This is a genomic window from Reyranella sp. (genome assembly GCF_965279465.1).
In the GTDB taxonomy this organism is placed as follows: domain Bacteria; phylum Pseudomonadota; class Alphaproteobacteria; order Reyranellales; family Reyranellaceae; genus Reyranella.
In genome coordinates, this window is sequence record NZ_OZ257242.1 from 3435028 (window position 1) to 3448956 (window position 13929).

The 13929-nt window shown below is 67.0% G+C and carries 14 protein-coding genes; 3 read left to right on the forward strand and 11 right to left on the reverse strand.

The window, feature by feature from the left end; all coding sequences use genetic code 11:
- Positions 1-2: 2 nt before the first annotated feature.
- Positions 3-1601 (reverse strand): FAD-dependent monooxygenase, encoded by a 1599-nt coding sequence (locus ACQY8M_RS16805; RefSeq protein WP_428674208.1) that lies wholly within the window; start codon positions 1599-1601, stop codon positions 3-5.
- A 145-nt stretch (positions 1602-1746) separates the two neighbouring features.
- On the opposite strand from ACQY8M_RS16805, the gene ACQY8M_RS16810 reads away from it, so the two are divergent.
- Positions 1747-2826 (forward strand): amidohydrolase family protein, encoded by a 1080-nt coding sequence (locus ACQY8M_RS16810; protein ID WP_428674210.1) that lies wholly within the window; start codon positions 1747-1749, stop codon positions 2824-2826.
- A gap of 87 nt (positions 2827-2913) precedes the next feature.
- On the opposite strand, the gene ACQY8M_RS16815 is transcribed toward ACQY8M_RS16810, so the two are convergent.
- The 6 genes from ACQY8M_RS16815 to ACQY8M_RS16840 all read right to left on the reverse strand — a co-directional run bounded on the left by ACQY8M_RS16815 (position 2914) and on the right by ACQY8M_RS16840 (position 8195).
- Positions 2914-3834 carry a VOC family protein gene (locus tag ACQY8M_RS16815; RefSeq protein WP_428674212.1) on the reverse strand — a complete coding sequence of 307 codons (921 nt, stop codon included), beginning with the start codon at positions 3832-3834 and terminating at the stop codon, positions 2914-2916.
- Positions 3835-3844: 10 nt separating this feature from the next.
- Positions 3845-4324, reverse strand: coding sequence for an aromatic-ring-hydroxylating dioxygenase subunit beta (locus tag ACQY8M_RS16820; protein WP_428674214.1), 480 nt, complete (start codon positions 4322-4324; stop codon positions 3845-3847).
- A gap of 5 nt (positions 4325-4329) precedes the next feature.
- Positions 4330-5616: an aromatic ring-hydroxylating oxygenase subunit alpha gene (locus tag ACQY8M_RS16825; RefSeq protein ID WP_428674216.1), complete on the reverse strand. Its 1287-nt coding sequence runs from the start codon at positions 5614-5616 to the stop codon at positions 4330-4332.
- A 14-nt stretch (positions 5617-5630) separates the two neighbouring features.
- Positions 5631-6599 (reverse strand): Bug family tripartite tricarboxylate transporter substrate binding protein, encoded by a 969-nt coding sequence (locus ACQY8M_RS16830; RefSeq protein WP_428674218.1) that lies wholly within the window; start codon positions 6597-6599, stop codon positions 5631-5633.
- Positions 6600-6672: 73 nt separating this feature from the next.
- Entirely contained in the window at positions 6673-7386 is a 714-nt protein-coding gene (locus tag ACQY8M_RS16835) for a FadR/GntR family transcriptional regulator (protein ID WP_428674220.1), read from the reverse strand.
- Positions 7383-8195, reverse strand: coding sequence for an SDR family NAD(P)-dependent oxidoreductase (locus ACQY8M_RS16840; protein WP_428674222.1), 813 nt, complete (start codon positions 8193-8195; stop codon positions 7383-7385). Before ACQY8M_RS16840 ends, ACQY8M_RS16835 begins: the two co-directional genes overlap by 4 nt.
- Positions 8196-8247: 52 nt before the next feature.
- Between ACQY8M_RS16840 and ACQY8M_RS16845 the strand changes: the two genes are divergently transcribed.
- Together ACQY8M_RS16845 and ACQY8M_RS16850 are read left to right on the forward strand one after the other, a co-directional pair.
- Complete coding sequence (locus ACQY8M_RS16845; RefSeq protein ID WP_428674224.1) at positions 8248-9252, forward strand: amidohydrolase family protein; 1005 nt, start codon at positions 8248-8250, stop codon at positions 9250-9252.
- Positions 9249-10097, forward strand: coding sequence for an SDR family NAD(P)-dependent oxidoreductase (locus ACQY8M_RS16850; protein ID WP_428674226.1), 849 nt, complete (start codon positions 9249-9251; stop codon positions 10095-10097). Before ACQY8M_RS16845 ends, ACQY8M_RS16850 begins: the two co-directional genes overlap by 4 nt.
- 9 nt (positions 10098-10106) lie before the next feature.
- On the opposite strand, the gene ACQY8M_RS16855 is transcribed toward ACQY8M_RS16850, so the two are convergent.
- Genes ACQY8M_RS16855 through ACQY8M_RS16870 form a run of 4 tightly spaced genes read right to left on the reverse strand, consistent with a single transcriptional unit; the run spans position 10107 to position 13868 of the window.
- Positions 10107-11258: an acyl-CoA dehydrogenase family protein gene (locus ACQY8M_RS16855; RefSeq protein WP_428674228.1), complete on the reverse strand. Its 1152-nt coding sequence runs from the start codon at positions 11256-11258 to the stop codon at positions 10107-10109.
- Positions 11259-11260: 2 nt separating this feature from the next.
- Positions 11261-12199, reverse strand: a complete 939-nt coding sequence (locus ACQY8M_RS16860; RefSeq protein WP_428674230.1) for a polysaccharide deacetylase family protein — start codon at positions 12197-12199, stop codon at positions 11261-11263.
- A complete protein-coding gene (locus ACQY8M_RS16865) occupies positions 12199-13077 on the reverse strand; it encodes a polysaccharide deacetylase family protein (RefSeq protein WP_428674232.1) in 879 nt (292 codons plus the stop codon). Before ACQY8M_RS16865 ends, ACQY8M_RS16860 begins: the two co-directional genes overlap by 1 nt.
- Positions 13077-13868, reverse strand: coding sequence for an SDR family NAD(P)-dependent oxidoreductase (locus ACQY8M_RS16870; RefSeq protein ID WP_428674234.1), 792 nt, complete (start codon positions 13866-13868; stop codon positions 13077-13079). Before ACQY8M_RS16870 ends, ACQY8M_RS16865 begins: the two co-directional genes overlap by 1 nt.
- Positions 13869-13929: the final 61 nt, after the last annotated feature.

Consider the following 13929-nt stretch of genomic DNA (forward strand, 5'->3'; position numbering starts at 1 on the left):
GTCTAGGCCTTTCCATGGATGGCGTTCATCGCATCGCTCAGCGCGCGGGCCGGATCGCCGGCCATCGCGGCGCTGCGCCAGCCGACATGGCCGTCGGGCCGCACCAGCACCGCGCCCGATTCCTCGATGCCATAGGTCTCGCGCCAATGCGGATCGGCCGTCGCGAAGTCGCCGGCGCCCACGGCAACCGGCTTGATTTCGAATCCGCGGGCGGCGTCGACCCAGGCCGCACCCTTCGCGCCGGTGAACAGCACGAAGCCGTTGCCGACGAGATCGATCGACGAGACCTTCTGCTCGCCTTCGCTGCGTACCCAGACATGCGGCGCGCGCACCCCTGGCCAGGCGGACGGCACGTAGTCGGTCACCGGATTGGGCACGACCGGCGGCGGGCTGCCGTCGGGCACGATGGCACCCGAGCGATAGGTCGCGCCGAAGATCATGCCCTGCTCGTTCAGGAACTCCGGCCGCGCGCCGCGAGTCTCCATGGTCTTCTGCGTGCGACCCATCGAGACGGCGTTGGCAAGGCTCTGCTCGGTGATCGCCTTGCCGAGCGGCTGGCGCTCGTCGTTGTAGCTGTCGAGCAGAGGATCGGCCGCCTTGCCCTGCAGCACCGAGGCGAGCTTCCAGCACAGGTTCTGGACGTCCTGGATGCCGGTGTTCATGCCGAACCCGCCGGTCGGCGGCATCTCGTGCGCGGCATCCCCGGCTAGGAAAATGCGGCCCTCTCGATAGCGCTCCGCGACGTGGGCCGAGGCGACCCACGGCGCCACGCCCACCACCTTCACCGGCAGGTCGGGCTTGCCGACCGCGCGGCGCACCAGTTCGACCGAACGCTCGGGCGTGAAGTCCTCGGGCTTGTAGCCGTGCGCCTTCAGCGAATTCACCAGGAAGCCCCAGCGGTCGTGCGCGTTTATGGTGAGAAAGGTGGCGCGCAGTCCTTCGTTCTCGATGAAATAGAGGGCGGCCGGCCGATGGCTCGTCCATTCGCGAAGGTCGGCCTCGATCAGGACGTTGACGCTGTCGTAGACGTCCTTCTGGCCGTGCATCGCGATGCCGAGTGCGCTGCGGATGCGGCTTTGCGTGCCGTCGGCGGCGATCAGGTAGCGTGCCCGCACCTGCTCCGTTTCGCCGGTCGTGGTGCTGGTGAGCGTGGCGACCACGCCCGCTTCGTCCTGCTCGAACTTCGTCAATTCCGTGTTGAAGCGCACCTCGCCCAGCGGCTGCTGCTCGGCCGCGTGCCGAAGCACGGGCTCGAGATAGTCCTGGGCGCACAGGCAGGCGCGCACCGGCGTGACCTCCGCGCGCTTCGCACTCTGGCCCCACGGCACGCGGCGCTCGATCTCCTCGCCGGCGAGCGTCTTTGCCCAGACGATGAAGCCGACCCGCTCGGGCGGCAGGCCGGCCTTGCGGACATCGGCCTCGAGGCCCTGCTGGTGGAAGACCTCCATCGTGCGCGCGTTGATGCCGCGTGCCTTGGGATGGATGGCGGTGCCGGGATGGCGCTCGGCGAGCAGCGACTTGATGCCGAGCCGCGAGAGCATGAAGGAGGCGGAGAGGCCGACCGGGCCGCCGCCGGCGATCAGGACAGGTATTTCGATCATGACGAGAAGCGTCTCCCGGACGGATCGACAAGTAAAGGGACGGGCGTCGCCAGGCGGTGGTCTTCTGGACCGCGAGCCTCCGGCTCGCTCATGATCATGAGCGAGCCGGAGGCTCGCGGTCCAGAAGACATGAAGGAAAACGACAATGGCAAACGACACTTCGCTCGGCGGGCTGTTCGCGGGCAACAGGAAGCCGGCCCAGTTCGGCCGCATCTTCAAGCCAGACCCGGCGTGGCTCGCCAAGGCGGCACCCGAGCCGATCCTCGATCCCGACCTCGAGATCGTGGACACCCACCATCATCTCTGGGACATGCCGGGCTATCGTTATTTGCTCGATGACTTCCTGGCCGACGCCAACACCGGCCACAAGGTGGTGGCGACCGTGTTCGAGGAATGCCGCGCCATGTATCGCGCGCGCGGGCCCGTCGAGATGAAGCCGGTTGGCGAGGTGGAGTTCGCTGCCGGCATCGGGGCAATGAGCGATAGCGGTCATTACGGCCCGGCTCGCGTCAGCGCCGGCATCGTTGGCCATGCCGACCTCACGCTCGGCGATCGCGTGGCGCCGGTGCTCGAGGCCGAGATCGCCGCCGGCAACGGGCGCTTCAAGGGTATCCGGTTCGGTGCCGCCTGGGACGACGATCCGGTGATCGGCAACAGCCACGTCGCCAAGGGGCCGGGTGTACACCGCAGCGCCGAGTTCCGTGCCGGCCTGAAGCGCCTGTTCGCGCTTGGCCTGTCGTTCGATGCCTGGACCTTCCATCACCAGCTGGGCGAAGTGACCGAGCTGGCGCGCGCCTTTCCCGAAGGGAACATCGTGCTGTGCCACATGGGCGGCGTGTTGGGCTACGGCCGCTGGGCCGGCCGGAAGGACGAGGTTTTCACGGCGTGGAAGGCGGCGATGGTGGAGCTTGCCAAATGCCCCAACGTCTCGGTCAAGGTCGGTGGGCTGATGATGAGGCTCGCCGCCATCGACTACCTCAATCTTCCGGCGCCGCCGACGTCGCAGCAGCTGGCCGACGCCTGGCAGCCCTATGCCGGCACCTGCCTGGAGCTGTTCGGCGCCAACCGTTGCATGGTCGAGAGCAATTTTCCGGTCGACAAGATGGGCATCGGCTACGCTGGCATGTTCAACGCCCTGAAGCGCATCGCTTCGGGCGCGTCGGCGACGGAGAAGACCGCGCTGTTCAGCGGCACGGCGAAAAGGGTCTATCGCCTCGACTGGTGAATCAGGGTCTTCCGGACCGCGAGCGTCCCCGCTCGCTCATGAACATGAGCGAGCGGGGACGCTCGCGGTCCGGAAGAGCATGACAGTTTACTCGGCGGCGATCTGCTTCAGCTCCGGATCCATCCGCTCGATCGCGCCGACGGTGGCTTTGCGTGGGTCGAGGAAGCTGTCCCAGTAGTCGATCGATGCCTTGATCGGTTCCATCACCCTGGGCTTGCGAGCACCTTCGGCGGGGAACTCCTCCATGCCGAAGCTGTATTCGACGGTGATGCCGTCGGGGTCGAGATAGTAGAGGAACATGCTGCCGGACGGCGGATGGCGGCCCGGGCCGTTGACGATCGGCACCTGCGCCTTGTTGAAGCGCGAGATGCCGCGGCCGATGTCGTCGACCTCCGTCACCATGAAGTTGACGTGGTGCAGCAGCACCTCGCTGGCGCGGCCCAGCCCGACGCCGTGATGGTACGGGTTGGGATGGCAGCGCATGAAGCAGATCGTGCCGTCGATCATGTCGGACACGCGGAAGCCCAGCACCTCGGTGTGAAAGCGGCTGGCGCCGTCGAGGTCGGGCACCTTGAGCACGAAATGGCCAAGCCGCTGGATCCTGGCGACTGTCGGCTTGAACGGCTGGCCGCCCCACTGCCGCATATGGTCGTAGAACTCGTAGGTCGCGCCGGTATGCGGCTCGGTGATGCGGAAGGCGCGGCCGAGGCCGAGCAGCTTGCGCTCCGCCGCCGGCACCTCGACGACGGCGATGCCTTCGCCTGCGAGCCGGGCGCCGAGCTGGTCGAGCGCGGCGGCGCTCTTCATCTCGAAGCCGGCGCGCTTCAGGCCAGGCTGGCCGCCGCCATGGAGCGAGATGTTGTGATGGTCCTCGCTGCAGCGCAGGAAGGCGATGCCCTCGGCCTCGCCGCTCAGCTGCAGGCCGACCTGCTTCTCGTAGAAGTCGCGCGAACGGCCGACGTCGGCGACGTTCAGCGCCATGTAGCCCAGCTTCTCGTAGCCTTCCATCGTGGCCTCCTCAGAGGATGATGCTGATCTTGCCATGCGGGCGCAACGCGTCCACGTCGAGCACAGCCTTCTTGCTCCGGATCCTGAGCCCGTCGCCGTTCTTCACAAGCAGGTACTCGGCATGGCCGGGATAGATGTTGGTCACTTCCATCCGGCTGCGGAAGACCACGAAGTTGCAGGTCACCGGGATCGCGCCGTCGCTGTCCTCGGCCGTCACCACGTTGCTGATCATATGCCGTGTGCGCGAATGCGGGAACTCGGCGTGCGCCGTCGGTTTCAGCAGCCGCTTGGCGCGCTCGCCCAGGCGATGACGGTCGTCATAGATCAGGAACAGCGACTTGCCGGCCTTGCCCTCGGGGTCGTCGGTCGCCGGGACGAGATATTCGCCGTCTTCGGTGAAGAGGTCGGCCCATTCCATCAGTTTCCAGGAGTCGAGCAGCGCCGCTTCCTGGATCAGGAAGTCCTCGGCGTCTGAGCGGGAGAGCTTCATGGCGCTCATGGTCCCGTCAGCTCGAGAGCGGGATTGTCCGACACGAGCTGGTGCCAGCGCCGCCAGAAGGTGCGCATCTGCAGCTCGTCGGTCTTGGTCGGGGCGTTGCTCAGCATGCCGCGCGACAGGTCGTTGTAGGGGGCAGACGCGGCGTTGGCGTAGCCGCGCTGGCAGAGCTCGAGCATCTCGACGTCATCCGGCGTGGCGAAGCCGGCCGGTCCGAGAAACTCCACGAAGTTGCGCAGACGGCGGTCGCGGGAGGTTTCCGATTCGCCGGCGGGCGCGATGCACCACGCGCTCACTTCCATATGGTCCGGTCTCACCGGATAGAAGGTGCGGACGGTGGTGGCCATCACGTCGTTGACCACGAGGTTGGGGAAGATCAGGAGATTTCGGTCGCCGTTGGCGACGACGTTGCCGCGTTCGGGTCCAAGCCGCTCCATGATCTCCTTGTTCAGCGCCTCGACCTCATGCCGGGCCTCCTCGCCCCAGCCCGGTGCCCAGCGCGCATAGGGGCGGCCCCACGGCAGCAGGCCGATCGATTCGGACACGGCATGGCCGTTGCCGAGGTTCTTCACCCAGCCCTTGGAATTCATGTTGCTGAAGGTCGAATTGTCGCGCGAGCGGATGTAGTCGAAGTAGGTCGAGTGGGTCGGCACGCCGTGATAGCCGTCGGCCGAATTCTCCTGCAGCAGCTTCCAGTTCGCGCCGACGCAGTAATCCTGCGTGCCGGTCACGATCTCCATGCCGTCGCGGCCCTGGTCGGCGACGTATTCGAGATACTCGGCGGCGCCGGCGAGATAGTCGCGCAGCGACATCGCGCTCTGGTCGTAGCAGACGAAGACGAAGCCCTTGAACTCCTCCATGCGCTCGACAGGAACGAGATCGAGCTTGCAGTCCTCGGTCGCGTCGGGCGGCAGCGCCTCGCGGCCCGGCATGCCGATGAAGCGGCCCTTCTCGTCGAACGTCCAGGCGTGATAGCCGCAGGTGAAGGCGCGGCGGTTGCCCGCGCGCTCGCGGCAGACCAGCGCACCGCGATGCGGGCAGGTGTTATAGAGCGCATGCAGCTTGTTCTCGCGGTCGCGCGTGTAGAGCAGCGGCCGTCCGCCGACGCGGCGCGAGATGAAGTCGCCGGGTTTCTTCAGCTCGGAGGTGTGGCCGAGATAGAGCCAGCACTTGCCGAACACGTGCTCGCGTTCGAGCGCCAGGATGTCGTCGGACACGAACGCGCTGCGATGGACCTTGAAACGGGCGTGATGGCGGTCGTCGATGATGAGGTCGGACAGTTGCATGACCTGCTCCTCCGTCACTGCGGTTTGACGCCGGCTGCCGCGCTCATGTCGCGGATGATCGGCAGCTCATTCTTGATGATCTCGTCGGTCTCGGCGGGCGTGCTGCCGATGCGCTTCCAGCCGGGCGTGGTGATGAAGCGTTCGGTGAAGGCGGGCTGGGCCAAGATCTCGCGAACGTCGGCGCTGATCTTTTCGACGATCGGCTGCGGTGTGCCTGCCGGCGCGGCGAGGCCGAACCAGATGAAGGCCTGGATCTCGGGATGACCCAGCTCGGTCGTCGTCGGCACGTCCGGGAAGAGCGGCGAGCGCTCCTTCGCGGCGAGGGCCAGCGCCTTGACCTTGCCGGCCCTTAGCAGACCGCCGGCCACGCCGCTGCTGCCGACCGACAGCTGGATCTCGTTGCCGGCCAGCGCGGCCAGGACCGGCGCCACGCCCTTGTAAGGCACGTGAAGGAACTTCGTGCCGGCGCTCTTGTTCAGCATCTCGTAGACGAACTGCGGCGGACTGCCATCACCCCAGCTGCCGTAGGCCAGCGAGCCGGTCTTCTGCTTGTCGGCCGAAATGAGCTCGGGCAGCGTCGTCGCCGGGACGGCGGGATTGGCCAGCAGGAACTGCTCGGCACGCGCCATGATCGTGATGTTGGCGAAGCTCTTGTCGGGATCGTAGGGCAGTTTCCTGAACAGGTAGCGATTGCCCATGTAGATCTGGTCGGTGGTCGCCAGCAGCGAATAGCCGTCAGGCGCGGCATTGGCGATTCCCTCGGCAGCGATCAGGCCACTGGCGCCGGGCTTGTTGTCGACCACGACCGACTGGCCCCATTTGGCCGAGAGCTCGGCGGCAATGCCACGCACCAGCACGTCGAGCCCTCCACCCGGTGGCACGCCGAGCACGATCTTCACCGGCTTGTCGGGATAGGTCTGCGCCTGCACGGGCGCGGCCGCGACGCCGAGAGCCAACAGGCCCATCCAGGCTCGAGTGACCAACGTTCCCTCCACTTCATTTCCCTCCCCGGAAGACTGGGGAGGGGATCTTGATTCTTGATGCCGACTCTAATGGTCAGACCTTTACTTGTCGACTCCCCGCCAGAACCTTGTGCAGCTTGTTCAGGTGCGTCTCCATCTCCCGCGTGGCGGCCGCGGCGTCGCGGGCGTGGAGCTGCTTGAGGAAGCGCCGGCGGTGCGCGATCAGGCCGGGAAGCTCGGTGTCCTCCGACACGCCGCGCAGGAAGCGGACCAGGATGTCGGTCAGCGAATCGACCAGGATCTTGAGGATCTCGTTATGCGTGGCGAGCGCCAGCAGGCGGTAGAAGTCCGCGATCGCAGCGCGCCGTTCCTCGCCATGGCCGAGCCGCGACGTCACCGCGGTGCGCTCGATGTTGCGTCCGATCGCCTCGATGTCGGCGTCGGTGGCGCGCTCGCAGGCGAGCCGCACCACGCCGCTCTGGATCAGCAGCCGCGCCTCGGTGAGATCGCCGAGCGAGATCGCGCCCAAATGGACGAGATCCTGGATCACGCGCGTCATGTTGGCGGGATCGCCGGACTGAACGAAGGCGCCCCCTTTCACGCCCTTCTTGAGCATGATGACACCCGCAATTTCGAGCGTGCGCAAAGCCTCGCGCAAGGCGGCACGGCTCACCCCGAGCTGCTCGGACAGCTCGCGCTCGGGCGGCAGCTTGTCGCCGGGCTTGAGCTTGCCGGCGGCGAGCTGATTGCGGATGCGCTCGCAGATCTCCTCGAAGGCGCGCGGTTTGGCCTTGGGAGTGCCGGTCACTTCGGCGCCGGGTCCCATGGCCAATAGCGGGCCACGGCACCAGCATCGATGCGGAGGTCGGTGCCGGTCATCATCTCGGCATCGGACGAGACGATGAAGGCGGCGGCCCGGCCGTAGTCGCTGGGGCTGGGCAGCTTCTGCATCGGGATGCGGCTGCGATACATCTCGAAGATCGGCTTGGATGCGGAAAGGTCGATCGCGGCACGGCCCCAGCGCTGCGCCCGCTCCGACGATTCCGACGGATCGGTCGCGGTGGGCGTGAGGCTGTTGACCCGGATGCCGTGCTTCGCCAGCTCCATCGCGGCGGAGCGGGTGAAGTTCAGCATCCCGCATTTGGCCGTCGAGTAGCCGATATTGTTGGGTTCGCCCTGATGCCCGGCCGTCGAGATGATGTTGAGGATGCTGCCGCGCACCTGCCGCTCGATCATCGACTGGGCGACATACTTGGTGAACAGGAAGGCGCCGGTCAGGATCACGTCGATCTGCTTGCGCCATTCGGCGAGCGGCATGGTGAGCACGCCCTTCTTGTTGAACACGACGGCGTTGTTCACCAGCGCGTCGACCTGACCGAAGGTCTCGCACGCCTTCTGCACCGCTGCGGTGACCTGCGCCTCATCGGTGACGTCGCAGGTGATGCCCAGCGCCCTGCCGCCGATGCCCCTGATGTAGGCCGCGCAATCGTCGGCGTTGGCGGCCGACGCATCAACGCTGACGACCGCGGCACCTTCGGCCGCAAGGGCCTCGGCGATGCCGCCGCCGATGTTGGGACTGGTGCCCGTGACGAGGGCGACTTTGTCTTTGAGTTTCATTCGATCTCCCATAACGTCGAGGCAAGATACATCAACGACACCGAGGGAACGAATGACGACGGGAGCGACGGACATCCACACGCACATCGTTCCGGCGACCTTCCCCGCCTATGCCGGCCGCCACGCGAATGCGCGCTGGCCGTCGATGGCGCCGGCGCACGACTGCCACCATTGCAACGTGATGATCGCGGGCAAGGTCTTCCGCACCGTGAGCGACCATAGCTGGAGCCTCGAGCGGCGGCTGGAGATCATGGAAGCGGCCCGGGTCGAGCGGCAGGTCCTGTCGCCGATGCCGGAGCTCTTGTCCTATTGGATGGAGCCGGAGGATGCCGAATCGATCGGCCGGCACGTCAACGACACGATCGCCACCATGGTCGCCGACGGCAAGGGACGCTTTGCGGGCCTGGGCATGGTGCCGATGCAGGCCCCCGACCGCGCGGTGGCCGAGCTCGAGCGGCTGATGAAGGCGGGCTTCAAGGGCGTCGAGATCGGCACCAACGTGAACGGCGTGTCGATCGGCGACAAGCGATACGCCGCATTCTTCGAGACGGCGGAGCGTCTCGGCGCGGCGATCTTCGTGCATGCGCTGCATCCCGCCGGCACCGAGCGGCTGATCGGCCCACCCAACATGCCGGCGCTGGCGCTGTTCCCGTGCGAGACCTCGACGGCGATCGTCTCGCTGATGATGGGTGGGATCATCGGCCGGCACCCGAAGCTGCGCATCGCCTTCAGCCATGGCGGCGGTGTGTTCGGGCTGGTGCTGCCGCGCTTCCTGCACGGCTGGAAGATGATGCCCGCGCTCAAGGAGGCGACCGGCGGCTCGCCGGCCGAGATGGCGCGGCGGCTCTACTACGACACGCTGGTCTACGACGCCGATACGCTCAAATTCCTGATCGAGCGCTTCGGCATCACACAGCTGTGCGTAGGCACCGACCATCCGTTTTCCATCGAGGAGACCCAGCCGGTGTCAGCGGTGGAGAAGCTCGGCCTCTCTGCGGAGGACGAGGCGCTGGTGCTGTCGGGCAATGCCAGGCGCCTCCTGGGAGAGGTGGCGTGAGCGAGCCGAAGACGCTGCCCTACGCGGTGAAGACCGAGTGCCGGCGCTACGATGGCCGGGTTGCGATCGTCACCGGCGCGGCGCAGGGGCTCGGCCGTGTGATCGCGCGGCGGCTGGCGGAGGAGGGCGCGACGGTCGTCGTCGCCGACATCCAGGAAGAGCGGGTGAAGCGTACCGCGCGGCTCCTGCAGGAGGAGACCGGCCGGCCCTTCCTCGCGCTCGGCGGCGATCTCAGCCGGGAGGGCGTCGCGGAGGACATGGTGGCGCGCACGCTTGCCGAGTTCGGCCGGGTCGACACGCTGGTCAACAACGCCGCCGCGCTGATCCGAATGCGGCTGGTCGATTTCACCGAGGAGCTGCTGCAGAAGGCGGTCGACTGGAACGTGTGGAACACGCTGCGCTGCTGCAAGGCGGTGCTGCCGCCCATGATCGAGCGGCGCTACGGCCGCATCGTCAACATCGCAGGCGAGGCGTGGCGCACCGGCGCGCCGTTCCACACCCTGCTCGCGGGCGTCGGCAAGGGCTCGATGGTCGGCCTCACCGTGACGCTCGCCGGTGAGACGATCGCACAGGGCATTACCGTCAACTGCGTCTCTCCCGGCGGCATAGAATCTGCCGCCGACGGCGACCCCGATCCGCCGAAGGAAAGCACCCGCGATCCGGGCTGGACCGGCCCCGGCGTGATGGAGGAGCTGGCCAGGATCGTCGGCCAGCGCGGCATCAGCATGGGCCGGCTGTCCCACCCGACCGAGGTCGCGTCCGCCGTCGCCTACTTCGGCGCACCCGAGGCGTCGTTCGTCACCGGCCAGCACATCGGCGTCAGCGGCGGCATGGCGATGATCTGATTGCTTCTCCTAAAGTGCGCGCGGGGGCGGCAGGCCGAGGAGGACGGCGCCGCAGACCTCGTAGTTGGAGGGATGAAGGGCCGTATGCTGCGCGGCGACATGGATGTCGCGGAAGCAGCGGTCGATCAGGCCCTTGCTGTAGACCGAGGCGCTGCCGGCCGCCGTGTAGATCAGGTCGACCGCCTGCACGCCCGCCGTCATCGCGTTGACCCGTGCAAGACGCATCAAGGCGGCTTGCTGGGTCGATACCGCGCGGCCGGCCTGCACATCGCTCATCGCCTCCTCGACCGTCTCATAGAGCCAGGAGCGGGCCGCGCGCAGCGCCGCTTCGGCGCGGCCGATATCGGCCTGCACCGCCGGCTTGTTTGCTGCCGCCGTACTCGAGCCGTGGCTCATCCGGCTTCCGGCGATGGCGGCGAAGGCATCGATTGCCGCGCGCGCAATGCCGAGCGGGACGGCGGCCATCATGCTGTCCATCAGCGCCATCAGCGGCATGTTGTAGAGCGGGTCGGGCAGGCGAGATGGCGCATTTGCCGGCAACGTGCGCTCGATCGGAACGAAGACGTCGTTGATCGCATAGTCGTGGCTGCCGGTGCCGCGCATGCCGCCGGCTGTCCAGGTGTCGATCACCTCGCCGTCGCTTGCCGGAAAAAATACCAGCCGAGTCTCCGGCGTGCCGTTGGCATTCTTGCGTGGCCCGTCATCGTCGTGGACGATGCATCCGGCGGTCCACCAGGTGCTGTGGCCGATGCCGCTGGCGAACGACCAGCTGCCCTCGACGACGAATCCGTCCTCGACGATCCTCGCCGTGCCGGTCGGCCGCAGCGCGCCGGCCACGACGGCATCGGTCGGGCCGTAGATCTCACGCGCCGCCTCTGCGCCGAGCCGTGAAGCCCAGATGCCGTAGGCCGCGCCGATCATCAGGTTCCAGCCGGTGGCGCCGTCGGCTGAGGCGATCGTCTCGACGACCTGCATCGCCGTCGGCAGATCGGTCTGGAGGCCACCGGTATCGGCGGGAATCATCATGCGGAAGAACTTCGCCTCGTGCATCGCAGCCAGGACGCCGGGCTCGAGATGTCGGTGCTGCTCGCCGAAGTCGCGTACCTCGCGGATCCTCGGCGCGAGGCGGCGCGCCGATTCGAGGAGGGTAGAAGCGGGCATCGTCAACTCAGGCTGCCAGGATAGTCCTGCCAGATCGACGGTTCGAGCTTGAGGTGCGTGGCGGGCGGGAAGGTCTCGCTCCAATGCCGCCCGCAGGCCACGCTCGTTGCGTACCACAGCTCGGGCAGGGCGCGCGCATGGTCGAGGAACTGCTCGAGCATGTGCAGCCGGTTGGGCCAGCCGATCGCGTGCGGATGCAGCACCATCGAGAAGTGGCGGCCGCGCTTGTATTGCGCATCGAGCTCGGCTTTCCAGTTGCGGAACAGCGAGTCGGGATTCTCGAGACCCGTGCCCTTGCGCGGAAACAACAGGAAGAACTGGTCGTCGAAGTGATAGTAGTAGGGCAGGGTCAGGATCGCGCGGCGGCTGGCGAAGTCGCTCACCCAATAATGTGGCGCGTCGTCGGCCAAACCGTTGCCGAAATACGCGTAGCCGTCTTCGAGCAGCAGATCGATCGTATTCGGGCTGATCGCACCGCCGGCGAACTTGTCGCCAGGCCTGGCGAGGGAGAACCAGCCGACAGGACGCGTGCCCACGGCCTTGGCGATGATCTCGGTCGTGCGGGCAAGCCGCGTGCGCTCGTCGTCCCTGTCGAGCGCGCTCACGTCCTCGTGCTTGAAGCCGTGCGCGGCGATCTCGTGGCCCTCGCCGGCGAGACGACGGAGCTTTTCTGCCTGGATCTCCGCGATGACGGCGGGCACCGCGAAAGTTGCCTTGATGCCGTAGCGGTCCAGCACACCTACCAGCGCGGCAAGCCCGCCGTTCATGCCGTAGTAGGCGTCCGGCGTCGCGAGGTCGGCAGGCTTGATACCGTCCGGTCCACAGGCGGGGCTGAGATCGACCACGACGCGGAAGCAGCAGCGCTTGCCGTCCGGCCAGCGGATGTCGCCATCGCCGATGCTCTTTTCGTCGCTGATGGTGTAGCGTTCCTTCCAGGGCATCAGCGTGCTCCGATGATATGACGGGCGACCTGCTCGCAGGTCGGAAACCACACGCCGGGCAGCGCCTTCATGCGGTTGATCAGCCGGTCGAGCATGGCGATGCGCAACGCGCGGCCCGACACGAACGGATGCATGCAGATGTTCATGTAGCCGCCGTCGCGATAGCATTGCTCGAACATTCGCCACCAGATCTCCTCGACGTGGTCGGGATCCATCATGCGCTGGGCGCTGTTGTCGCTGCCCAGCCAGGCGAAGCTGAAGAACATCGCGTCGTCGATGGCGTAATGGAACGGCAGGTTCAGGATCGGCTTCGCGCCGTCCGGCGCGCTCAGCCAGCTCGGCTGATGATCCATGGAATCCTCGGACATATAGACGTAGCCGTGCTCGAGCAGCAGCTCGCGGCTGTGGTTGCTCCGCGTGCCGACGGGCTTCCTGCCGACCGTCTTCTCGATCGCCTCAATGGTCTTGCGCAGGTGATCCCGCTCGAGTTCCGGTTCCTTCGGGACGCGGTGCTCCCACATGTGGTCGGCGATCTCGTGGCCGCTCCTCGCGGCCGCCCGCAGCGAGTCGGGATAAAGCTCGCAGATCCGCCCGGGTGTGAAGATCGTCGCCTTGATGTTGTGGCTGTCGAACAGGTCGATCAAGCGCCAGATGCCGACCCGACCGCCGAACTCGCCCTTGGCGAGCTGCTGCGGCGGCTCGTTCAGCAGGCGGCGGAGCAGCATGGTGTCGAAGTCGGCGGTGAAGTTCACCGCGAGCCGCATGCCCTGCGGCCATTCCACCTTCTCGATGACTTTGTGGCGCGCACCATAATCGGCGGCCTTTGCCTTCAGCGCGGCAAGGTCCTGGTCGAGGTCGTTGGCGATCGCCGTGTCCATCAGCGTCCTCCCGCAACGGCCAGCGTGGTGCCGGTGACATAGGCCGCCTCGTCGGAGGCGAGATAGAGCACGGCGTTCGCGATGTCCTGGGGCACGCCGATGCGGCGCATCGGCGTGGCGCGGATCGGCCCGTACTCGAGCTGCTCGATCTTGCGGAAACCCGGGCCGGTGCGCTCGGTCTCGATCGGGCCGGGCGCCACGGCGTTGATGCGGACGCCGGAGTCCGCGAGCTCGAGCGCCACGCCGCGCGTGAAGCCGTGAATGCCGGCCTTGGCTGCCGAGTAGGCCGAGTTGCCGATGTAGGTCGCGGTCCACGGCGTGCCCTCGCGCGCGCCGGAGGACAGGTTGACGATGCTGCCCGAGCGGCGCTCGCGCATGTGCGCCGTCGCCTCGCGCGTACACAGGAAGGCCGAGCGCAGGTTCAGCCGGATGACGTAGTCCCAGTCCTCGAGCTTGGCCTCCCAGATGTGGCCGGTGGTGCCGCCGCCCACGTCGTTGACCAGGATGTCGAGCCGGCCATGCGTGGCGAGCACCTGCTGGAACAGCGCCTTGACCGGCGCCTCCTCGGTGACGTCGGCGGTGATCGCCATCGGCGGCTGGTTCGAGCCGCTGGCGCTGTCCGCCTTGATAAGCCGTTCGGTCTCGGCGAGGCCCGCCGAATCGATATCGACGAGAACGAGGGTCGCGCCTTCCTCCGCGAGACGCTGGGCGATGGCTCGGCCGAGGCCGTTGGCGGCGCCGGTTACGAGGGCGATCTTGCCGGCCACCCGGTCGCCTGGCGATTTGGTCACTGCGCTCTCCGTTACTGTTCGCGGTCCGTAGGTTAAGCTGCCGTCAGGGGGAACGCTCATG